Genomic DNA, 23,474 nt, shown 5'->3' with positions numbered 1-23,474 from the left:
TTTGTGATCTCTTTTTGCACGACTTCTATCATAACATTGTGAATTTTGATTAACCTTACTAGCTAAATTTTTTAATTGTTGAAAACTAAAGTTTTGAAAATAAGGACGTATTAACTTATCAAATCTGTCATTAGCTGAATCAAATGATCTTGCAAAAGAGTATCCTTCAATACAGTAGTCATAGAATTTATCTTTACAACTATACTCCTCAGCTTCACCTTCTATAATATTAAAGTTTGATAATGAATAATTATTTGAGTTTCTAATTAAAAAATCAATATAATCAATAATACGCTTAAACTTAATTAACTGAAACTTACTATCACTTGCCTCAATAATTGTAGTTACAGTTTGAATAGAGTTTTCACTAAAATATTCAAAACATCATCTATTGTTCAATAAGAAATGAAGTAGATTTTCTTTTAAATTATCTTCTAACTGAATATCAGAAATAAAATCTTTTTCTTTATTTAAAAACTCTATAAAAATCTGCTCTTTTCTATTAATGATACTATTTAAAATATCCAAATTAATATCTTTATTGAGTATTGTTTCTGGATTATTAACTCTAAAAAGAAACTTCCATAATGTCTTTAAGAACTTGAGCAATACTGCATTAGGCATTTTTGAAAGGAATTTATGAGAAAAATAACGATCTCTTTGATCATAACCAACTAAAGTATCTCTAATAGTATTCAAATCTTTAAGCATAACATCAATAATTTTAGAGGAAAATAAAGCTTCTTTAGTTAGTACGCTTTCTAGAGCATTTCTTATCAAGCTGTACACTGTCTCTTTTGTAGGAGAGTGCAATAAGTCTGTTGATGTAATTACTGGGTGAGCTGATACATGTCTCATTTTCTGTAAATGCTCTAAATTAGCAACTTCAAAAGTTTCAAAAAAATTTATTTCTTTATAAAACTTATCAATAATCTCAGACTCCCATTTAGATGACTTAGGATCTTTAGTCTGCTCGGCTTGAATGTATTGAAGAATTTGTGCTGCTTTAGGATCACTATAAACACTATCTAACTCCTTCAATTTATGGACAAGATCTGTCACTACAACCGACCAAAGCATCACAGTAGCAGATCTATAATTCCCCATTGCATAAGAAGAGTAAACTTCTTTAAATAATTCTTTTGTATATGGATTTTTAATATTTTCAATGGATTCATCTATAGAAAAATAACTCATTTCTTCCCCCTAAATTTATGATGTAATCTAGCACAAAGAACTGTTTATTAAATAAGATGACCATCAAAAAAGTATCCTCCATCGCCAAACTCGAAGACTTAGGACGTATTCAACTTCCCTAATCCCTCTAAACCTCCCTTTAGAAAAGGGAGACTTTGTCATGTGATTAATTGGATACGCGGTCTTCCCTCTCCTTTTTTAAAGGAGAGGGCTAGGGAGAGGATTTTTATATTAAGTAGTTTTAATTCCCGAAAAACCACTACGTTAACCACATTCTAATACTTTAAGAACATTAACCACTTGCAAAAAATCAAAGGACAAAAATGAAAATAGCCATCCTCACACTTTCTAGCCTTGCCTTCTTCAGCACTACCATCTTTGCAGAAACCAAACCCACTGTTCCTGCTAAAGAAGCCAGCCAAATATTTAAAGCCGCAGGCTTTTCAAAAACCAAACATGGCTGGGAAGGCAGCTGCGACACAGGTGAAATCACCACATACAAAGACCTCAATGGTGACGGTCTAAAAGACGCAGTCATTTCAGACTACAGCACCATGTGCTATGGCAACACAGGTGTCGGCTACCATATCGTTGCTCAGCAAAAAACTGGAAATTGGAAACTTATTTTTGAAAACATGGGCATCCCTACTTTTCTAAAAACCAAAGGAAAATACGGCTGGCCAGATATTGAAAATGGTGGCCCCGGATTTTGTTTTGCAGTTTACCGTTGGAATGGTCAAAAATATGATGTCAACCGTTATGAATATCAGGGCAAAGCTTGCACATTAGACTATTAACACCTCAGCATAGTAAATTTCATATCCATGAATATATAAACTGATTGATTTAACACGCTTATACAGACAGTTAAAACGCCTCAATTACTTGGGGCTTTTTTATATAAACAACCTCAGCTATACGACTAAAGAGCACTGAATGACTTAAAAATGACATCTGAACTGTGCTAATTTAGATCAAAATTGAACATAAATATGCACAAACAATTAAGAGGGTTTAAAGATGTCAAAACAAATTTTAATGCTCGTTGGTGACTATGCTGAAGACTATGAAACCATGGTGCCTTTTCAGTTTTTAACAGGTCTCGGTTATACCGTACATGCGGTCTGCCCCGATAAAAATGAAGGTGAAAGCATCGCTACAGCTATTCATGACTTTGAAGGCGAGCAAACCTATAGTGAAAAACGCGGTCATAACTTTGCCATTAACTATGACTTTGATGTAGTTAACTCAGATAACTATGTCGGCTTAGTGATTCCGGGTGGTCGTGCACCTGAATATTTACGTATGAATGCACGTGTGATTGAAATCGTACGCGAATTTGACGCAGCGAAAAAACCGATTGCAGCAGTTTGTCATGGTGCACAAATTCTTGCGGCAGCCGATGTACTCAAAGGTCGTACTTGTTCCGCTTACCCTGCCTGTGCAGCCGAGGTGAAACTTGCAGGCGGAACTTACGCAGACATTGAAGTAACTGAAGCTGTAACTGATGGACACTTGATCACAGCGCCGGCTTGGCCTGCACACCCTGCTTGGATGGCACAGTTTATTCAAGCTTTAGGGGCGACTGTGACGGTTTAATTGTGTTGTTCCTCAAGTGAATCTTTTATGAGATGACCTATCAGCCTTTAGATTCAAAAATAAAAAAAGCTCCTTTGATTCAAGGAGCTTTTTTAATGGCTTTTTTTATAACATTAATGCTTTCGATTCAGTTTATAAATCGCTCTCACTATTCATAATCTTCAAAGGCCGAACTACCTCGTTACACCCAACTTATTCCACACATCTGGCGTCAAAAAGGTCATCATCAACTTGTTTAAATCCAGATAACGCAGTACACCATTCAACTGACTTTTAATTTCAGGCGTCTTTAAAAGTTCTTCACCGGTAATTTGTCCCAGCTCCTGAAAACTGCTGCCGACCGCTTGGATGCCCTCAGCCTGAATCACCGCTTTGGCCTGCGCAGAACATTGCTCTACCAGTATCCGCTGCAAAACGGTTGCCAGCTTTTGATCTAAAGCCTGTTTTTGTTCTGGCGTTACCTGACTCAAATGTTTCAAATCCGGATGTGCAGATAGCGCAACAAAGGTCCACTGTAATACCGCAGTTTTATCGGTTGCCGTGGTCGACTTCACCAGACAGTCACTCAACTGATCAACGGCCGGACCAGCCGTACTCACTTGTGAGCAACCCAATAGCGCAATCGCTAGACTCCATCCTCGTAGCTGCTTTAGACTCAACTGCATCATGTTATACCTCGCCAACATCGACTTATCCCAGAAATAGCCTATTTGTAGCATGCAAGCAGCAATCTCACCTGTTATGACTGTGTAACGCGCATAAAAAAAGGAGAAGTGATGTGCTTCTCCTTGTTACTTATACTGACTATTTCATTTGCCTGAGCATACGCTTGGCACCGGCATGATTATGCTGGTTGGCCAGCTCCTGCAAAATCCGTTTGGCCCGGGCTTTGGGCTGGGAAAAACGGTTACTAAAACTCGGCACAGCGCTTAAGCAACGCGCCAGCAAAATCCCCGATTCAGCATAGACATTCCGCGCATTGGTGCCCTGCAACCGGCCATAATTATAGGCCCGCTGTGCGCTGTTACAGGCATTTAACTCATTGCGGCCGCTGTTTAAATCACGGCGTGCAGCGACATAATATTTCATCTGCTGCTGTTGTGGGGTCGCAGCCACCACAGGCGCCGCTTTTACGGGTGCCGGGGTTTTCTCGGCTGGAAGTTCCGGTGTTTCTTTTGGTTCGGGCTCTTTGGCAACAGCTTTAGTGTTTTTATTATTCCGATTGGTATTCGTATTAGCCTTCTTGCTGCTGGAAGATGCCGAACGATAAAAACGCCGTGCTTCATCTTCCGTCATGACTTGAGTAAGTAAATGCACAATGCGGACTTCACCCTGGCCATCGCGTTTACGCTCGCTGACCGGCTCAATTGAAACAATCCAGTCCGGGCCATTTTTTCTGACACAGCGATAGGCACCAATGCCCTGATTAACATCACGATAAGTCGCCAACAGTTTTTTGGACCAACTGTTTTTCAGCATCGACATCGTACTTTTATAGGCCAGTTTTAAATGGCCTTGCTGCGACTGACAATAGCTGCCCATATATTTGCGCGGAATCAGCGATTCTGCCGCCAGCGCTTTACGCTGCGGTCCCCAGTCATACACATAGGCTTTGGCTGAACCATTGGCCTGATTCAGGTTTTTTTTCGCAATCAGCTCTTGTGGCGAAGCAAAGTGCTTCAAGGCATCTGGACTAAAACTCTCTACACTGACACAGCCCGAAAAGACGACACCGACCCCAGCCAACATCATGAAGGTTTTGACATTCACGTCTTTATTCTCTATTTTTCCCCACTCAAAACATAGCTCAAATAGGCGCAAATAACAAATCTAGCCAATTGATTTTACTTGATATTTCTCGTTTATTTATTACTACTGCCCCGCACTATCATCTGATAAATGCAAAATATCCAGAGTTTTAACAACGAAACCTGAACGCCTTAACACTTTCATCCGATCATTAAAAAACCCGCCTTAACAGCGGGTCAGTTGGGAATGACTTAATCATCCAGGGTCGATTCAAAGGCTTTTAAACGTTTATAAATCGACAGCAGTTCAATAATGGTGGGCCAGGAGGCAATTAAATACTGGAACGATTCACGCACCTTACCAAACACATTGCCAATCTGCATCATCAGGCCGAGGGTAATTGCTCCCGCAGCAATACTCGGGAACAGCACAAACAGACCGTAAATATTGTCCAGCTGCATGTACCAGATTCGCACCAGGTTAAAATAGGCATAATGGAAATACAGGCGGAAATAATTCAGACGAACCTTGCTAAACAGCTCTTTCAAAGTCAGCGGATCGGCACGCTCGGCATGATCTTCACCATAGACCAGTTCTTTACGATAAGCCGCTTCCACCTTCTGGTTATTAAATTCTAGTCCCGGCAGTTTATAACCGACCACCATCAGCAGCACGGTACCAAACACCGCCCAACCAATTGCCGCCCACACCAGCGCATAAGGAATTTCACCCAGAATTGGCAGGGTTTTCACATGGCTCGATAGCGTCACCAAAACCGGTAAAAAGGCAATCAGGGTAATGAGTGCTTCAATCAGACTGACGCCCAGACCTTCGGTGGTACGGGCAAAGCGCATGGTATCTTCCTGAATACGCTGCGATGCCCCTTCAATATGACGTAACCGGTCCCAGTAGGCAGTGTAATAATTATTCATCGCCGTTCGCCAGCGAAACACATAGTGGCTGACAAAGAACAGGTTAAATACCGAAACCGTGACCGCCACAATCGCCACATACAAAAAGGTCATGATCTCGGCATAGAGGTTATTCACATCACCGCCGCCATTGCTCAGCATTTGCTGGATCAGGTCGTAAAATGGGCTGTACCAGGCGTTAATAACCACGCTCACCTGCACCCAGAACCAGATATTAAACAGAATGAAAGATGAGCCCCACACCGACCAGCGCTGCCAGGGATTATCCGATTGAATCCGCCAGAAAATTGCAAAAATGGCTGTGGTCAGAAAATACCAGAGATAGAACCAGAGAAATGCCGGTGACCAGAAACGGCTGACCCCAATCGGGAGTTCTGCTTCATGATAGCCTTCGGGCAAACCGATGATGGTGCCCCAGCCTTGTCCACCAGAATACCACAGCACCAGATTAAGAACGAACCAGAGTAACAGCGAACTAAAAAACCATTTCGGATGTGGAAAAAATGACTTAAACATGCAGTGTTCTATTTCCTTTATTCTTTTCAAGACGTTGAAAAGCAGCGTTTATAACATTGCAGCGTGCAATGCGCCACGCGATGACTTCAACATGAGCAATATACAAGATTTCCCGGACAGCGCATGTACTTTTCAGTACCGATTTTTCCACTAACCGGTATTTAAAGCGATATAAAACCCCGAAAATCACCCTGACTATTTTCAGTAAAATAATGAAAAATCAAGAGTTTAAAATACCAATTTTTATACTAAGAATTTAACTTTATTTTTTAAGATATCAATCACTTATTTATAATCTGACGAATAAAACCCATATTCCCGACCAGACAATGCTAAAATAAATATGTGATACACAATACATTTTTGAGGGAAATCATGATGGAAGTGAAAGCTGTTGAGCTTATTCAGCCTCTGGTACTTGAGAAAGAGAACTGCCCACCTATCCATTTTGAGACAGGCACTATCTTAAAAGTCCTGATGACCACGCCAACAGCGTATCTGGTCACGGCCGGCACGGAATTTAATTTCACCATTTCATTTCAAGATGAAAACAAAGTGTGGCGCAAGCTTTAATCCTCATTCCAAGCGCGATTCTTATCTCCATTCAGGCAGCGTTTCAGGCTGCTTTTTTGCAGATATAAAACCAGAGCAGCCGAATTACAACCGACCTTTAAGATGCATTGTGCTGGGAATGTGCCTGTAAATCGACAATCTTGCCCTCCTGATCATGATAGACCGTGACAATTTTAGCCTGACGGGATTGCGTTAACATGACCGGTTCCAGCTGAAAATGCTCGGCAAACTGGTTTAGCGGTGCCGGTTGCATGGTCTGGATGGAGTGCGCCGGAATATAGTTGGTCCACAGCCATAAACTCAAGCCACAAGCCACCAGCGCACTAAAACCATTTTGCAGAATACTTAGCATCAACTGGGCCACTTGCTGAATCAGTGCATCCCGTTCCAAATCCAGCAAGCCCAGACTGCTTAAAACTGGCTGCCACAACAAGCCCCAGGTCAGCCATAAGCCGGCGGTACACACGTTCGAGGCATAGCGCTTTTGCCACGGCAATTCATAGCGATAATCAATAATTAAAGTATTGGCTTTCACAACTTTACTCTCAACACATCACATCGCGACAGTTAGCTGTCACGTTTAATTCCACGATCGGGACTGATCCAGCGTGCACGTTTCCCTTCCCCACGCAGCAGCATTTTCGGAAACGCCACAATACTGGCCGATACGGTAATCAGCCAGAACATGAACGGATACCAGATCATCCAGAAATAGTTTTTGGCCAGATTTTTTTCATAGCGGCTGTCCATCCATTTGCTGACCATAAACTGGAACAAACAGGTCGCGCCCAGCACAATACCCACCCCTTGCGGTAGAAACGGCGATTGCAGTTCCGGCAACGGTAAAATAGGCAGGCAGAAACTTAACATCCAGAGCAGACACAGCAACAGCAGCAGATATGACCAGACCAGAGTCAGCATCATTTCCAGAATCAGCGGCCACAAATAATTCAGCTTGGGCTTAAAAATTACATCAATATTTTTATTTAACACCTGCGCCCCACCCATGGCCCAGCGCAAACGCTGTTTCCATAAGCCTTGCAGGGTTTCCGGCATCAGTACCCACGCCAGTGCATTCGGTTCAAATTCAATTTTCCAGCCGGCACGCTGCAGTTTCCAGGAAATATCAATATCTTCGGTCAGCATATCGTGCGACCAGTAACCGACCTGATGTACCGCGCTTTTACGAAAGGCGGTAATCGCGCCGGAAACAGTAAAAATACGGCCATAGGTGCGCTGGGCACGTTTAATCATGCCAATAATCGAGGAGAATTCTCCGACCTGGACCCGGCCCAATAAGGTCGAGCGATTGCGAATTCGCGGATTGCCCGTAACGGCGGCCACCGCCGGATCACGCTGGAAATGGCGTAACATCCAGCTGGCGGCATGCGGATCGAGCAAGGCATCACCATCAATTCCAAGCAGGTATTCGGCATCGGTGACCAGACTGCCGGCTTGCAGGCCCATGGCCTTGCCCTGATTTTCCGCCAGATGCACCACCCTTAACCGTGGATGCTGGGCCGCCAGACGGTTCAGTACCTCGCCAGTATTGTCCGAGCTGCCATCATTAATCGCGATGACTTCAAAGTTGGGATACTTTAATGCCAGTGCCTGGGTGATGGTTTCCTCGGCATTATCGCCTTCGTTAAAACACGGAATGAGCACCGCCACCAAAGGATATCCCTGTAAAGCCGGTGGCTGGGTAAAGGCCGGATCTTTGCGTTCTTTGACATAGAAAATCAGCGCGCCCATCATCCATAAATAGGACATGAATAGCGGATAATAAAACACAAAGTTCAGCACCGATTGCCAGAGTTCTTGCAACATGGTTGTTCCTCTAGCCGGTTACGGTGCAGATGCGGGCAGAGACTGGAAAGCTTGACGCAGCACAGCCGGATCAGGATGATTCTGGATTGGATCATCCGGATAATAGGCAATGTGCTTCACACCGGTCTGATAGAGTTTCTGAATTGTTTCCGCAATTTCCGCAGATGGAATTTTATTACCATTACGCCAATCGACGGCCTGCAATTCAAACACCGTTTTACGCAGCCCTTGCGGATATTGCTGCACCCGACTCAATAGCTGCTGATAAAACTGCGCCGGATCATCGACCTGTTCCATATATGGCATGGCCATAATCGCGGTGAAGTCATAACGGTTTAGCGACTGTTCCAGCGACTGGGCATACCAGTTTTCTGAATAGGCCGATAGTGCCACCTGCGCATACAGGTTACGCGAGGTCTGCAAATAAGGCTGATACTGTCGCACGGTATCGGCCAGTTCCATGGCAAAATCATCAATTACTTTGACTTTATAAGCTGTCCATTTCTGTAAGGCGGCATCATCAGCACGCAGTTGTGCCAGATCGGTGGCTAAGCCCTGCTGCTGGTAGGCCTTTTTAGCCCAGCTGCTGGCATCTTCATAATCGGACAAGGTGGCATCATCATGGAAAATAATACCGTTGAACTGCGCCGATTTGGCCAGATCTTCATAAATGCCTTTAATGGTGTTGCGGGCGCGCGGCGAAAATGGGCTTAAACGGTGATAGCCCATGTTCAGATGCTTGCCGCTATGTGGCTGCTCGGTTTGCACCAGATCTTTGGCCACCGGATTCGAGGCGGGTAATTCCCAGGCAAATACCGGCATCCAGGCATAGACACGACGTACCTGAGTCCGGGTCTGGATTTGCCAGGCCACACGGTTAAACAGGTCGGCACGCATTGGAATATAACGGTTCGGGAAATAGACCAGATCGGCCGAGCCATTGCCATCCGGATCAGAGAATGCCTGCAAATATACGGTATTGACGCCAATCTGCTGAATCCGGTCCAGTAATAAGCCTAAATTACGTTCCTGCTGCTGCGGGTCCGGATCATAAATATAGTCAATATCGACATGCATGATCTTTTGCGGACGGTCATTGTCCGTGCGCTGCTGCTGATGTTTCTGGATTTCTTGGGCCAGCAGCACTGCATCCATGTGTTTTTGAATCAAGATTCGCGGCAATCGGGAAAAACTGTTTACAGGTTGATTCTCGGCATCATCCAGCGTCAGGCTGATTGGCATCTTCAGTTTTTCAGCAATTTTTACCGTATGCAAGTTATAGCGACCATAGGGCCAGACCATAATTTTTGGTGCTTTCAGACCATGTTTTTGCAACAGACGCTGATTGGCCTTTAAGTCCTGCTGAATGCGTTTTTGATAAGCGTTGTCATCTTCATAACGCTGCTGCTGCGGAAAATAGGCACGTGCTACGGTGGCCGGCAATTCATTGCCCTGCGGATTGGCCACAATGCCTTTATGCAGGTCATAACTGTGGCTGGCAATTTCCACCAGACCGCTGGCCTGTAATTCTTTTAACTGTGCCCAGCTTAAAAAATGCTGGCGTGACACCAGTTGCCCGCCAAAATTAACCTGTTGCTGTTCTGCTGGTTCTAACCAGCGCCCAACCACCGACAACACGGCCGGAATATTCCGCTGTTTTAAAACAGGATAGACATGCTGATAAAAACTTTGATAGCCATCATCAAAACTGAGCAAGACTGATTTTTCCGGTAGCGCCTTGTTGTGTTGCTGTGCCTCTAACAGTTGCTGACTGCCAATAAACTGAAAGCCATTTTGTACCAGCCAGTCCAGATGCTGCTGCAATTGTTTAGGCTCAATCGCATATTCAGGCATTAACGGTTGTGGTTCAGAAGTGACTTCGTGGTAGGCAAGGATCGTCAAGTTTTTCATTTCATTTCCCGCCTGTGCCCAACCCATAAGCATACTACAAAGAAAGAAAACAAAAATCTGGACCGCTTTAATAAACTGAAATAGAGGAGACATAAGGCGCGCGGAATTCATGGTACAGACAAGAAGATACGATGCTACATTCGAGCAATTGCGCAGATTCAACCATTATTTTATTATTATTTGTGTATACATTTGTTAATTAATCCCGTTTTTTTGCTTTTTGCCCTTGCTTTCAAAATAAAGCAATAAAATATTTATCATTTTATATCATTCACTTAGTTTTACTTATTTTTTAGCCACCCGCCAACGGGTCAGTTGATAATTTTCTAAAGTGTATAGGCTTTTCCAAGCCCAAAATGTGACCTGGTTTTCACTTTTAAATTCTCACTATTTGATACTGAAGCATTTTTCAAAACGCTAATCCATCTGCAAAAATGGAAATGTGGAGATCATTTTGAGCTGAATCTTCATGGCTGAAATAGTATGGATTGAGCCATCTAGATGATTGGAAGTGGGCCGATGAAATCATGCCCTTTACCCTCCCCTCTCTGGCATATTGTGCAGGCTTAGGGTTTAATGACATTTGCCCCAAGTGCACATGGAGAAAAGATGCAAACGCTCGTATGCTATAAACAGCTGCCGATCTGGACACAAGACACTATCCCGCCCGGCTTTTTACGCCAGCACAATACCAAAGCCGGCACTTGGGCCCAACTGAAGGTTTTAAAAGGTGAATTGCGTTTTGCCTTGCTCGATGAAGCAGGCATGCTGTTGTCTGAACATCTGTTTAGCCCGGAGCAGCAACCGCCCATGCTTGAACCGCAGGTGTGGCACAAGATTGTTTCAGCCAGTGCCGATATTGAATGTCAGCTCAGCTTCTACTGCACAGCCAATGACTACTTTGCCAAAAAATATAAACTGACCCCGACCCATTCAGAAATTCTGGCCGCACAGCCATCTTTACAGGGCAACACGGCGCTGGATGTTGGCTGTGGCAGTGGTCGTAATGCGCTGTTTTTAAGTCAGCACGGTTTTCAGGTCGATGCCTGGGATGTCAATGCCCAAAGTCTGGAGCGCCTGAACGAGATTATTCAGCAGGAACAGATTCAGAGCATTCATACCACGCTACGGGATTTAAATATTAATCCACAGATTCAGGGTCAATACGATTTTGTGTATTGCACGGTGGTGATGATGTTTTTACAACCCGACACCATCCCGACTCTAATTCGGCAGATGCAGCAGGCCACCAAAGCTGGCGGCCTTAACCTGATTGTTTGCGCGATGGATAGTGAAGATTATCCGGTTCAACCGGACTTCCCTTTTAGCTTTAAAGCCGGTGAGTTAAAGGCTTATTATGAGGGCTGGACTTTGCTGAAATATAATGAAAATGTGGGTGAACTGCACCGTGTGGATGAACAGGGCAAGCGTATTCAGCAGCGCTTTGCGACATTATTGGCACAGAAAACAGCGTAAAAAATTTATCCTTACATATAAAAGCTGATCGTCTGGATGAGGGTCGGCTTTAGAGGAAGAATACAAAACAGTGATAGTCAGCAAGTTTAATAACTTGCTGATGATTCAATAATTATTGGATAAAGCGACTAAGAAAACGTTACAGCAGATATTCCCAGATCACATAGCCTAGACCAAAACCAATCAATGAGTACAGCGTAATAATAAAGAAGACAAAACTCGCGCTATTTTTCTTTTTTAAAAAGCTCATTGTGATCTCAACGGTAGAATCTGTTGTCACATCTTACCCCAATTTGAGGATTTTTAAAAAGAAATTGGAGTTTATCGTGCTGACTAAAAAAATCCAGAAGTGCAATTACTCATCACTCGAGACTGTAAATTAAATTGTGTAATTGCCTGAATTTGCTATGTTAATATTCACAACGGAGTCAGGCAATATGATGAACGAACAACAACTAAAAGACCTTGCAGCAGAATTTACTAAAGGAATCAAAACAGAAGACGATCTCAACCAATTCACCCGATTGTTGACCAAACTCACTGTTGAAACGGCTCTTAATGCCGAACTTACCGAACATCTCGGACATGAAAAAAATGCCCGTAAATCTGGCTCAAATTCACGCAATGGTTATTCTAGTAAGACTGTACTTAGCGATGATGGGGAGATTGAGATCACCACACCACGTGATCGTGATGGCACTTTCGAACCTCAGTTGATTAAGAAAAAATCAGACCCGTATCACGCAAATGGATAGCCAGATTCTATCCCTTTATGCCAAAGGCATGACCACCCGTGAAATCGTTGCTACCTTCAAGGAAATGTACGATGCCGATGTATCTCCAACACTCATTTCCAAGGCGAACAGCACTGCTGTGAGGATGCCGTCAATGAGCAGGTTGCTGAATGGCAAAACCGTCCGCTGGATGTGATCTATCCCATCGTTTATATGGACTGTATTGTGGTTAAAGTCCGTCATAATGGCAGTGTCATCAACAAGGCTGTATTCCTTGCCTTAGGCATTAATCTTGATGGACACAAAGAACTGCTCGGCATGTGGATGGCTGAGAATGAAGGTGCCAAGTTCTGGCTGAATGTCCTGACTGAGCTTAAAAACCGAGGGTTGCAGGATATTCTGATCCCTGCCTTGCGAAGCAGTGCTTCTCAGGACTAAAAGGCTTTCCTGACGCCATTAACAGCGTATACCCGCAAACCCATATCCAGCTGTGCATTATCCACATGCTGCGCAACAGCTTGAAATACGTGTCATGGAAAGATTACAAGGCGGTCACTCAGGATTTAAAAGCCGTTTATCAATCACCCACTGAAGAGGCAGCCTTGATGGCCCTGGATCAATTTGCCCAAACATGGGATGACAAGTACCCACAGATCAGCAAAAGCTGGCGTACGCACTGGGAGAATCTGAATACCTTCTTTGCTTATCCAGCCGAGATACGCAAAGCCATCTACACTACCAACGCAATCGAGTCATTAAACAGCGTAATACGCCAAGCGATCAAAAAACGTAAAGTCTTTCCAACGGATGATTCTGTACGTAAAGTGATTTACCTGGCAATTGATGCAGCATCTAAAAAGTGGAATATGCGCGATTCGCGACTGGCGTTTAGCCATGAGCCGCTTTATTATTGAATTCGGTGACCGCTTAAGCAATCACCTTTAAATTGATGAAAAGCAATTACACAAAATTATTTACAGGCTCCATCACTCTAAAATAGAGTTGCAATTTTTATTCTGCTTTATAAAAGCATGGTACGCGGATTCAATTTATAGGGCTTATATGTCGATTGTAATCTTCTATTATGCTTTTTATCTCTAAACAAACTTGTATCTTTTATGTCCAAGCTCAATCATTTTTGCCAATCTATTTATTGATCATTCACCGATATGAACATTATCTTATCGCTCCAACACCTCATTAGGTAAAACAAACTCTAACTTAATATCGTATGCAGTCACTGTCCGTGTACACTTTGGTTTATCTAGTCCTTTACATTTTTCATGACGGTCTAATTTATTGTTTTTTTTAAATCAAATTAATAAGAAATAAAAATCTCCTCTTAAAAGAGCGGTCGTACATTCTATTATTCTTCACCATCAAACTGCCAGAATACAATCCCCCAATCACTTTTAAAATCAGGAAAGATATCTCCCTGTTTAAAATATTGACGTGAATTTTCTTTGGCAAATGTATACCAGTAGCCGCTGCATGGGGATAAGAACAAGCAAGAAATTGCAAAATTAAGCGTGGCACACACAGCATAAGGCCACTGATATTTCTACTTGTTGAAATAAAAATGTGGCAAAAATGTGGCAAATAAAAAAGACACTTACATAAGTGGCTGATTTATAAAATAAATTCTGGTGGTGGCGTCAATTGAACTAAAATCATAATCACATGATTTATATTGGTTTTTTAAGTTAAATAAAATCATGTGATACATATAGTGATACAAAACAAATAATTTTATCTATTCCGACCATTATCAATGTTTAGTTCAACTATCCTTCACGCCTACTTGTTTAAAGATTTCTAATTACCGTCAATATCTGATTAAAGGTATAAGCATTCTCTAGATCTGTTTGTTTTTCAAAAACCATAAAATACTTAAATCGGTAATCAGATGAAGGAGTCATTGAATTTGATAGATTTGCCCAAGTATTGCCTAACTGAAGTTTATACTTTGAGTCCGATCCATCTAGCATATTACCTTTTGTTTCTAGCAGGATGATATGTTTGCTCTTAGTCATAATAATAAAGTCAGGGTAATGATTATTTAAATAACCATTTATCGCAAAACCTTTTCCTCTATTTAAATTACGATGCCACCAATAAATATTGTTTAATCCAACCAATTCCGCTATGAAGCTTTTTTCTAAGCTATTTGCTTCAGCCTCCTTCTCATAAAGTTGATATTCATAAGTTAGTGGTAGAACTGAAGGGATAGATAACTTAGGAGATAATTTAAATGAAGGTTGAGCTTTTATTTGAGAGCTACTCACAAAAAATTTAAATTGTTCAGAAGCGAAGCTATTCATCAAACTATCAATTTTTGCTTTAAACAAAGATGCAACTTTAGGTAAGTTTTTAATTGATGAAATACGTTGCTCTCTAGTCCAACTCGTAGCAATTTTCCTTATATAGGATCTTAGATCCGTATCATCAACTGGATAGAAAGTTTTTTTTGCAAAACTATTAAAAATAGAACTTTCTATTTGATTAATTTGGCTTGTATCTGTCATTTGGGCAACTTGTTGTATTAAGTCTTGAATGTCTTTTTGCTTTAAACGACTAACAACCAAAGTGCTATCATTACCGTTTTCGGTTTCATCAACATTCAACTGCCAAATATCATTCTCAATATTTTCAATGCTAATATTTGAGTCCTGATTAGCTAATTTAAAATCCTTTAACAAAAAGGCTCTCTTTAGTGGCTCATTATGGTCTTCACCACTATCAAAGAATCCATTATTTTGAACTTTAATTACAAACTGAGGGAGTTGAAGACTTAAAACATCTTTCTTAAATTCATCCTTCATCTTGTAATCATTCATTTTGATTGTTCCATTCTTTACGCCATCTTGTTGTTCAACTTCTTGGCGATTTATTTCTTCTAAATCTTGTTTTTTAGCTTCGTTTTGATATGTGGTAACAAGGTCAGTGATTTGAGTAAAACTATCCGTATTCTCCGTTATCGCCACATTATTTTCAGTTTCATTCGGCTGAATATTGCCTTGATCTAATTCACTTTTAACTACTAGATTGATAGTACTTATATTTTCTTGAGGTGCTAATTCAAATGTTGAATTTTCACTTTGACCTCGATTATCAATCACTTCAATTTCATCAGCAGGTGCTTTAATATCTTTACGCCCGAAGCCAATCATTTCAAGACTGCTTGAGAGTTGTTCTAACGTTGAATTGAATTTTTTCGAGGCTGTAATAACGTAGCTACACTCTAAAGGAATTTCCTTCTGTTTCCTTGCAAAAGGTTTACGTAATACACGTCCTAATAATTGGGTTACATCCGTTTCTGAACTTTTATTTGCGAATGTCGCAAGAATATAAGCGAAAGAACAATCCCATCCTTCTTTTAATGCATTGATTGTAATGATATACCGTACTTCACAATCTGAGCTTAATAAATCTATTCCTTTTAGCTCATCAATATTTGCTGTCTTAATTTTGATTTGATCTTCTGGAATATCTAAATCAATTAAAGTTTGACGGACTTTTTCATAATCCGTCGAGTCTTCATTTGTTTTAGACTCAGCCTGTAGTAATACAATTGGTCGTACGTAGTCACCGCCATTGTTATACTGTTGAATAGCTCTTTGCTCTAAACGATCCCGTAAAACTTTAGCTTCTACAAAGACAGATTGCTCATCTTCCTTGTTATAGACAATGACAGGTAATTTAACCATGTCCTCTTTAACTAAAGCAGTAGCGTTAACATAGCTAATAACATTACTATTTTCTTTTGGGGTCGCAGTTAAATCTAATACAAAACTTGGATTCAGATTATTCAGCATGTCAGTTGAAAGCTTTGTATTTGCATTATGGCTTTCATCGACAATTACAATAGGGCGCATGCGCCGTAATGTATTAATTAATGATGTGCTATCAAATTCACTTAAATCATCTGAAGTATCTTGAAACTCTGTAAAACTTGCTAAAGCACCGTTTTCTTTGAAAGCACGACGATTATCTTTATTTGTTGATTTAAGAGCATCGAAACTCATAACAATGATATTTAAAGAGCCTTGTACGCTATCTCGGTTAAATCCAGCGCCTGAAATGACTTCTTCACGTTCAAACACATTGATCCGACCATTGAATAAACTTTTCAGATGTAGATGATATGGATGACTTGGATCTTTTAAAGCTTTGGCTGTTTGTTGCAAGATAGATAAAGAAGGAACTAACCACAGCACTAGTTTGGATTTATCGCTGATATAGCTTTGCATAAAATCAAAAAGAGGTGCGATAGCATTTACAGCAATAAATGTCTTACCACCCGCTGTAGGTACTTTAAAACAAACATGCGGACATTTAGCAATATGGTTAGTATAGGTTACCCCTGTAATGCCTGATTCACGCCAATAGCTACTAAAAGCGGCAATCATATTGCCGTTATTTTGTTTAAGATGATCTAGATAGTTTTCTAGGTCTTGAATAACTTTTCGTTGATAACTATTTAAATTCACAACATATTTCCTTTATCAACGATTAGAAGCGTAAAATGTCACGTGGAATACGTTTAAACGTAATACCATGATCTTGCATAAATTTAGTTTCTAATACGCATTTATCTGCGTAAATTACATATTGGCTTGGGCGTTGCTTAAGTTCCCGTAAATTTAAACTACCTAGAAAGTCCAAATCCAAACTCGTTACCGCATTTTCATCATAGTTAAATAACCATAAAGTTTGTTCATTTACTCCCAATGCTGATGGAGAAATATTATTTTCAATTGGAAGTTGTTGCTCTAAAGGAATTCTTTCACTGTATGACACATACTGCCGAATACGCTCAATACCTATAGACTCATTTAATAACTCATTTTCTAAAAATAATGGTTCGCCAAGCTCAAAAAATTCAAATGAACCGCCCAAGCCATCAATTTTCGTTTTGCCCTCACCATAACCGTTCATCACTCGACGTATACGTTCAGCAGTGATAGTTTCTGCATAGTCCATCATTTCACTAAGGATAAAACGTCGGTTACCACTATCCTCATTATTTAACTTTAAAACAGCATGAGCAGTAGTCGCACTACCAGCAAAACTATCCAAAATTAATGCATTTTTTTTATGCTGAGTAGCAATTTGAAGAAGATAACTAATAAACTCTATAGGTTTAGGATATGTAAATTCTAAGCCCATTCTCTTAAGCTCTCCTCTCATTCTTTCTGTCGTTCCAAATCCTCTTAAAACAGATAAAATATTGCTTGGTTGTTCAACTATTTTTCTATACCTAATAGCTGAATTGGCATTTATATAAAACTCTATGAGCTCCCCCGAATCATCCATGATTGGTTTAAAATCATTTTTCACAAATAGATCAAGTTTTTTTCTATTTGCAAATCCGCCATATACTCTACAATCTTTTACAACCTTCCCATCTTTTATTATTAGATCATCTATTTTTACAGGAAGACCAGAAGATTTTTCAATATCATATTTTATTTTCACTGAGTCTGAAATTTTCTTTTCAAAGCTCGTAATTTCAAAAAATGTGGCATCTAATTTTTTTGCTTTGTATTCCAATGTATCAACAACGGCAGGAAATCCCTTTGGAATCAAAAAAATTGCAGGTGGATTTGCAGGGTTATTTTTATTAATGTTATTGTCTGCAAATCCTTTCCACAAATTACTATCCTCTCGGGTATTTGGATCAATCACATTTCCTATTGCATCACTCTTATAATTAGAATCTGCCACATACATTAAAACGTATTCATGGTTCACTTTTATCTCAAATTGATTATCTGTATTTCCTTCTGTATTCCAAATGAGATTAGCAATAAAGTTTTTAGCACCAAAAATTTCATCGCAAATAAATTTTAAATTTAATAACTCATTATCATCAATACTAATAAAAATCACTCCATCTTTTGCAAGTAATTTTTTTAAAAGTTTTAACCGTGGATACATCATACATAGCCATTTATCATGACGACTTAGATCATCTCCTTCTTTTCCAACAACTGTGTTTAGCCATTTTTTAATTCTTGGATCATTTACGTTGTCATTATAGACCCATTTTTCATTACCCGTATTGTAAGGAGGGTCAATATAGATACAATCTACTTTTCCTTCAAATTCAGGAAGTAAACTTTTTAAAACCGCTAAATTATCACCATGAATAATTCGGTTACCCGATGAATTATTTTCATTTTTAACTGTTGATTCAAATTTATACTTTTTATCGAGTACATGAAACGGAACATCAAGATGATGATTCACAATTTTCTTTTTACCAAGCCAAGATAAGGTAGGCATTTTTCACAATCCAAATAAAATTTCATAAACCGCCTGATTCAACTGAATACAGACAGGAAAAAGTTAAAGTTATACGGATTATAGCTGACAGAAAAATCTTATTGAGTATCTGTAAAAGAAATAATTTTTATTCGCTAAAAAATGACACAGTTTGTTCAGCTTTTGTTTTGTGACAAAGTATAAGAACCTTGAAAAATATTCATTTTTTATGAATGGTCTCCATACACTCTTTCCCGATTTTTCTAAGACTTCGCTCTTTCTATCCCAATTTAGGGTAAGTCTAGGTTAAGCAATTGTTAAGTAATCTCTGTCTAATAACCCAATAAAGCATATATAAGTTATTAGGCAGAATCATTTCATACAAAGCGCCGTGAACCTTACCATTACAAGGCTACGGCGTTCTTGTAGCTATAAATTAACTACAGCAATCTTACGAGTAATGCTTAAAGTTCTTAGCCAAGTTACAAACTGCATTCACCACCATTCTGTTCAATTCGGCATTCATTTCTATATCAGGAGTCAACTTTCTCCAATTCCGTTGTGAATCCAAATATGCTTCTTTCTCCATCCCATAGACATCAATTTTGTTCATATAGACACACACTTGATGACTCGATGCTTCTGCTTTTAGATGTGTAAATCTAAGCCCTTTAAAGCTCTCCAACAACAATTGTCTGATGTTTGAAAATGAGTTATTCATCCGTGAGAGTACAGGCTTTTTAATATTCTTCTCCGCACGAATTCTCCATTCACTTTCTTTCAACGGCGTACCATTTTGATCAGTCTGCTTTTGGTATATATGCCAATACTCATCAGCTAATCTATGATTGATGCCAATATTGAAACCATCTTTTAACTTTCTATGGAGCACAATCGGATTAACAGGAATCGGGACAAATACGCCTGTTTGCGTTTTAAAGACCCTGAAATTATTTGTAGTACTAGGAAGTCTCAAGGACTTTAAAAGCGCCGTAGCAAGCCCTAGATGCTTATATCCGTAGAAGTCTAAAGCGACCTCTAACTCTAAAATTTTCATACTCTGCTGAAGTAACCCAAAATGATCTAAACATCTCAGACGTTCATTTAACAGCTTAAGCGAATTCATGTCATGCATACGAATCACATAGCCATTCAAGCTTTCTTTGATGTAATGTCTAATCCCAGTTTTCTCAGTTAAAAACTTTTTAATATCATGTCGAGTAGAAGGTTTTGTAATTTCAAAATAAAGATCTAAAAAATCCACTCTCGCTCTGATCTTAATATTCATAGCCTTAAAATTGTAGCTATTAATATTGGAATAGATCTTTGTTTCTAACTCATCAGCTTGTTTAGCATTTTCTGCATATCTTTGCTCTAAAGCTCCCCATGTATCGAATGACACTACATCACCCACATGGAAACTAAATCCACTCTCACGACTCAATTCTTCACATCGGTCAGACCTTGCTTTTAATAAATTCAGCTCAAACTGAATTTCATTTAACTTGGCATAAAAATCCGTAGCGGTAAGTTTCTCTTCATCAATTTGAGACAACCGATTCATCAAAGCCTGATATTCATCACCAACTTTCAAATTCAACATAATGCACAACCTATTTTTGGGATAAAAAAACGGTTCAATCCATTGAACCGTTTCGCCATCAATATTCCTTAAATTAATCAATTAAAGAACTCTCAAGCCTTTTAATTTCCGCATCCACATCCTCGTTTAACTTATCTAACAGACGATTAAATGATTCACTATCTTTAAGAGATCCCGTCATCAATTCATCAAAGTTCGGCTCAGGAATTAAGTGCTCTAACTCCTCCCAATTAATTTCCAAATTAAGATCTTGCCAATGATCTGTTGCTCTAATTTTATCAAGTACAGTCAAAGCAATCTTTGTTGCTACGTGTTTTTGCATGTCCATGATTATCTCCTTTAGGACTTAATGTTTTGTGTGCGTAGTTGATGCCCGAATGAAGGCATCAAGTGTCAATTGGGTATAAGTAATTTTTCCATTTCTTAGCTCGAACCGTAGTTTATAAACTTCTTTTGAAGTCCGATTATTTGCCAAAAATGAATACCACTGTTTCTCTGTTTTGAATGGCAACTTTTCGGCTAAATACTGTGAAGCTTGTGGTCTTGTGAACCATGTATTTTGATAATTCACGATTGCACCTTTCTTTGCTCATGCCACTCAATTAACTCTGAGTATGAAAAGAAGACTGGAGACTGGCGACTACTTCCTTGCTTCAACGGGCGTGGGAAGCATGGATCTCGACGCATTAGCACTCTTAATGTATCTCTAGAGATATCAAGCATTTCACAAACTTTGTTATATGAAAGTTGAAGAGGTGGGATTTCTTGGGAAAGCATTTAATGACTCCATGCTTGTTTCGATGGATCTATTGTTAATTTTTATTTTTGCTTCGTATAGAACATCACGTGTCACTTGACACGTGATGACACAGAGTTTTATTTAATTCTATTTGGATTTATCTCGTCCATTAACTCACTTAATTCTTTCCATCTACGGACTGTATCTCGTTTAGGCAATACAATTTCACCTTGTATATTCAACTTTTCTTTTCTAGCTTTTAATTTATCAATATTATTTTCTAAACATTCCATCGTGATCATAGCCAGCCGTTCATTTGTTAGTGTCTTATCTCTAATGTAGTTTCTTTTAGCTAAACCTAATACTAGTTCCTTTATAATATCTTGCCTTTGCTGTTTTTTATCACGACCTGCATTTTTTGGAGTTGATGTTTTATATGATCTCAAATTCCTAATTTGATCTTCATCTAAAGAGAAGTGATGTTTTTTAAAATATTGACCTAAACCTAAGCTTTCATTTATTTCACAAACATCAATCAATGTATCAGGTGTATTTTCATAAAATTCTTTGATAACCGTAGACATTGAACTTTCAGCTTTTCTGCTCAAAAAGGCACGTTCAATATTTTTAGAATCTGCTTTATATACCGAAGTAATTTTTATCTTTAAATTTTCATTTTCAAAGATACTAAGTAACTCGGAAGCTTTTAAATCATCAATTTTAACTACAAATATATCGTCACAGCTTTTTTCTAAATTATAGACAAACCATTCATCATCACATTCATAACCGTAATAACCAACAGACACTATATCAATCTCTTGAGTTTCTTCTATAGATATACATAAGTCCAAATAACCATTCCATATATAATGCAACAATGTAATTTCATTACAATTTTGACCAGTTACCTCTTTAAGGACTTTAATTGCTTCATTTACACCTAAGAACATTACGAAGAACTCACCTTTTTAAACTGAATGACTTTCATATCCGCCAACTCTTCAAGATAGTCGGCATACCATTGCATCAAACGTGCACGATCTTCCAAATATTGGGCTTTGTTATATACACCCGCCACACCATCTTTGACGTGCGCTAAAGCAGACTCAATGTGTCTTTCATCAAAGCCACGGTTGTTTAAAAGCGTACTAGCGATATGTCGGAATCCATGAGGGGTCTGACGCCCCTCATATCCAAGACGGCGTAATGCCATAATGAAAACTGTATCAGACTTTGGCTTATTCTTATCTGATCGACTCGGGAAAAGAAAATCTGACTCAGAATGAATACTCTTAAGCTCTTTAAGCAATTGAATCGCCTGTTTCGGCAAAGGTATCGTATGCTCACGGCGCTTTTTCATACGAAAGTCAGGAATAGTCCAAAGCGCATTTTCTAAATCAAACTCTTCCCACTTAGCTTCACGTAATTCACTCGGTCTACAAAACAACATAGCTAAAAGTTGCAAACCAATACGGCTATCCAATGTAGGATAATTGTTGATAGCTCGAAGAAGTGCAGGCAATTCATTTTCCGACACATGAGCCATATTTTCTTTTTTACCTTGAATAAGGTATTTCTGCATTCCTTCTAATGGATTGTAGTCAATGCGCCCAGTGACTTTTGCATAGTCATAAATATCACGACACATTGCACACATACGCTTAACTTGCTCATAAATCTTTTGTTCAAGCTGAATGCGCTTTAGATACTCCATCCATTCAATCGGTCGGATAGAAACAAATAACCGTTTTCCGAACATTGGAAAAATATGTTTCTCCAACGCACCTTTATTACGTGTCATAGTATCGACTACCCATTGCGTTTGCTTGGTATCTAGCCATTCACGAGCTAAGGCTTCAAATGTGGCATTATTTGTTTCGAGTTCTTTAATTTTCCGTTCTTGTTTGCTAACAATAGGATTTTCGCCGTTGCCAATATCATCTAATAATTCTTTAGCTTTCTTACGAGCAAGCTTTCCTTTTATAGCAGGATAACCACCTAAGCCGACCCAAGACCATTTACCATCAGGCTTCTTATATCTTAATTGCCAAGATTTATTTCCATTCTTTTGAACAAAAAAATACAGCCCATTGCCATCTAATTCTCGATAATCCTTATCTTCAGGTTTCAGATTTTCCAAGACGGTATCTGACAAAGGACGCTTTTTAATATCTGAACGCTTCATCATGTATCACAGTGGTTTCAATTATTTATTAATGATACACGATGTGATACATGATACAAGTTCATATACTCAGTTAAGTTCAGTTATATACAGGCATAAAAAAAGGCTTAAACCCTTTAGATTTAAGCCTTTTTACTTTATATGACATCATATTCAGTCATAT

18 protein-coding genes and 2 pseudogenes are annotated in these 23,474 nt (G+C 39.4%); 5 read left to right on the top strand and 15 right to left on the bottom strand.

The window, feature by feature from the left end:
- Positions 1-384: 384 nt before the first annotated feature.
- Positions 385-1,197 carry a hypothetical protein gene (locus tag FTU69_RS00280; RefSeq protein WP_180103308.1) on the bottom strand — a complete coding sequence of 271 codons (813 nt, stop codon included), beginning with the start codon at positions 1,195-1,197 and terminating at the stop codon, positions 385-387.
- A gap of 323 nt (positions 1,198-1,520) precedes the next feature.
- On the opposite strand from FTU69_RS00280, the gene FTU69_RS00275 reads away from it, so the two are divergent.
- Entirely contained in the window at positions 1,521-1,994 is a 474-nt protein-coding gene (locus FTU69_RS00275; protein WP_168407985.1) for a hypothetical protein, read from the top strand.
- Positions 1,995-2,217: 223 nt separating this feature from the next.
- The gene (locus FTU69_RS00270) at positions 2,218-2,796 is read left to right on the top strand and encodes a DJ-1/PfpI family protein (protein ID WP_180103307.1); all 579 of its coding nucleotides are present in this window, start codon (positions 2,218-2,220) and stop codon (positions 2,794-2,796) included.
- Between the two features lie 173 nt (positions 2,797-2,969).
- Here FTU69_RS00270 and FTU69_RS00265 read toward each other — a convergent pair whose 3' ends face one another.
- The 3 genes from FTU69_RS00265 to sbmA form a co-directional block, all read right to left on the bottom strand.
- Positions 2,970-3,464: a hypothetical protein gene (locus FTU69_RS00265; protein ID WP_180103306.1), complete on the bottom strand. Its 495-nt coding sequence runs from the start codon at positions 3,462-3,464 to the stop codon at positions 2,970-2,972.
- Positions 3,465-3,600: 136 nt separating this feature from the next.
- The gene (locus tag FTU69_RS00260; RefSeq protein ID WP_075168129.1) at positions 3,601-4,566 is read right to left on the bottom strand and encodes a hypothetical protein; all 966 of its coding nucleotides are present in this window, start codon (positions 4,564-4,566) and stop codon (positions 3,601-3,603) included.
- 230 nt (positions 4,567-4,796) lie between these two features.
- Complete coding sequence (sbmA, locus tag FTU69_RS00255; RefSeq protein WP_104488369.1) at positions 4,797-5,993, bottom strand: peptide antibiotic transporter SbmA; 1,197 nt, start codon at positions 5,991-5,993, stop codon at positions 4,797-4,799.
- 375 nt (positions 5,994-6,368) lie between these two features.
- On the opposite strand from sbmA, the gene FTU69_RS00250 reads away from it, so the two are divergent.
- Positions 6,369-6,566, top strand: coding sequence for a hypothetical protein (locus FTU69_RS00250; protein WP_104472677.1), 198 nt, complete (start codon positions 6,369-6,371; stop codon positions 6,564-6,566).
- Between the two features lie 97 nt (positions 6,567-6,663).
- Here the strand turns inward: FTU69_RS00250 and pgaD are convergent, their stop codons facing one another.
- Genes pgaD through pgaB form a run of 3 tightly spaced genes read right to left on the bottom strand, consistent with a single transcriptional unit; the run spans position 6,664 to position 10,337 of the window.
- Complete coding sequence (gene pgaD / locus FTU69_RS00245) at positions 6,664-7,101, bottom strand: poly-beta-1,6-N-acetyl-D-glucosamine biosynthesis protein PgaD (protein ID WP_160242884.1); 438 nt, start codon at positions 7,099-7,101, stop codon at positions 6,664-6,666.
- Positions 7,102-7,133: 32 nt separating this feature from the next.
- Positions 7,134-8,393 (bottom strand): poly-beta-1,6-N-acetyl-D-glucosamine synthase, encoded by a 1,260-nt coding sequence (pgaC, locus tag FTU69_RS00240; RefSeq protein ID WP_180103305.1) that lies wholly within the window; start codon positions 8,391-8,393, stop codon positions 7,134-7,136.
- Between the two features lie 18 nt (positions 8,394-8,411).
- Complete coding sequence (gene pgaB, locus FTU69_RS00235) at positions 8,412-10,337, bottom strand: poly-beta-1,6-N-acetyl-D-glucosamine N-deacetylase PgaB (RefSeq protein WP_257223567.1); 1,926 nt, start codon at positions 10,335-10,337, stop codon at positions 8,412-8,414.
- Positions 10,338-10,913: 576 nt separating this feature from the next.
- Here pgaB and tehB point away from each other — a divergent pair.
- Positions 10,914-11,780 carry an SAM-dependent methyltransferase TehB gene (tehB, locus tag FTU69_RS00230; RefSeq protein ID WP_180103303.1) on the top strand — a complete coding sequence of 289 codons (867 nt, stop codon included), beginning with the start codon at positions 10,914-10,916 and terminating at the stop codon, positions 11,778-11,780.
- A gap of 139 nt (positions 11,781-11,919) precedes the next feature.
- Here the strand turns inward: tehB and FTU69_RS00225 are convergent, their stop codons facing one another.
- Positions 11,920-12,030, bottom strand: coding sequence for a hypothetical protein (locus tag FTU69_RS00225; RefSeq protein WP_005179737.1), 111 nt, complete (start codon positions 12,028-12,030; stop codon positions 11,920-11,922).
- Positions 12,031-12,220: 190 nt separating this feature from the next.
- Here FTU69_RS00225 and FTU69_RS00220 point away from each other — a divergent pair.
- A pseudogene (locus FTU69_RS00220) lies at positions 12,221-13,459 on the top strand (IS256 family transposase).
- Positions 13,460-13,695: 236 nt separating this feature from the next.
- Here FTU69_RS00220 and FTU69_RS14735 read toward each other — a convergent pair.
- The 7 genes and pseudogenes from FTU69_RS14735 to FTU69_RS00190 all read right to left on the bottom strand — a co-directional run.
- Positions 13,696-13,800: pseudogene (locus tag FTU69_RS14735) on the bottom strand (hypothetical protein); the annotation flags it as partial.
- A gap of 519 nt (positions 13,801-14,319) precedes the next feature.
- On the bottom strand, positions 14,320-17,004 hold the full coding sequence (locus tag FTU69_RS00215) for a DEAD/DEAH box helicase family protein (protein ID WP_180103302.1): 2,685 nt from the start codon (positions 17,002-17,004) through the stop codon (positions 14,320-14,322).
- Positions 17,005-17,026: 22 nt separating this feature from the next.
- Positions 17,027-18,802: a site-specific DNA-methyltransferase gene (locus FTU69_RS00210; RefSeq protein WP_180103301.1), complete on the bottom strand. Its 1,776-nt coding sequence runs from the start codon at positions 18,800-18,802 to the stop codon at positions 17,027-17,029.
- A 430-nt stretch (positions 18,803-19,232) separates the two neighbouring features.
- A complete protein-coding gene (locus FTU69_RS00205; RefSeq protein ID WP_180103300.1) occupies positions 19,233-20,384 on the bottom strand; it encodes a hypothetical protein in 1,152 nt (383 codons plus the stop codon).
- A 73-nt stretch (positions 20,385-20,457) separates the two neighbouring features.
- Entirely contained in the window at positions 20,458-20,712 is a 255-nt protein-coding gene (locus FTU69_RS00200) for a hypothetical protein (protein WP_168407999.1), read from the bottom strand.
- A gap of 548 nt (positions 20,713-21,260) precedes the next feature.
- Positions 21,261-22,076, bottom strand: a complete 816-nt coding sequence (locus FTU69_RS00195; protein WP_168408000.1) for a hypothetical protein — start codon at positions 22,074-22,076, stop codon at positions 21,261-21,263.
- A complete protein-coding gene (locus tag FTU69_RS00190) occupies positions 22,076-23,311 on the bottom strand; it encodes a tyrosine-type recombinase/integrase (protein ID WP_168408130.1) in 1,236 nt (411 codons plus the stop codon). The genes FTU69_RS00195 and FTU69_RS00190 overlap by 1 nt, the downstream gene beginning before the upstream one ends.
- Between the last annotated feature and the right edge of the window lie 163 nt (positions 23,312-23,474).

Source organism: Acinetobacter sp. YH12134, assembly GCF_013418555.1.
In the GTDB taxonomy this organism is placed as follows: Bacteria; Pseudomonadota; Gammaproteobacteria; order Pseudomonadales; family Moraxellaceae; genus Acinetobacter; species Acinetobacter indicus.
The sequence above is the reverse complement of the archived record's forward strand: the minus strand, read 5'-3'. Positions and strand labels throughout refer to the sequence as shown.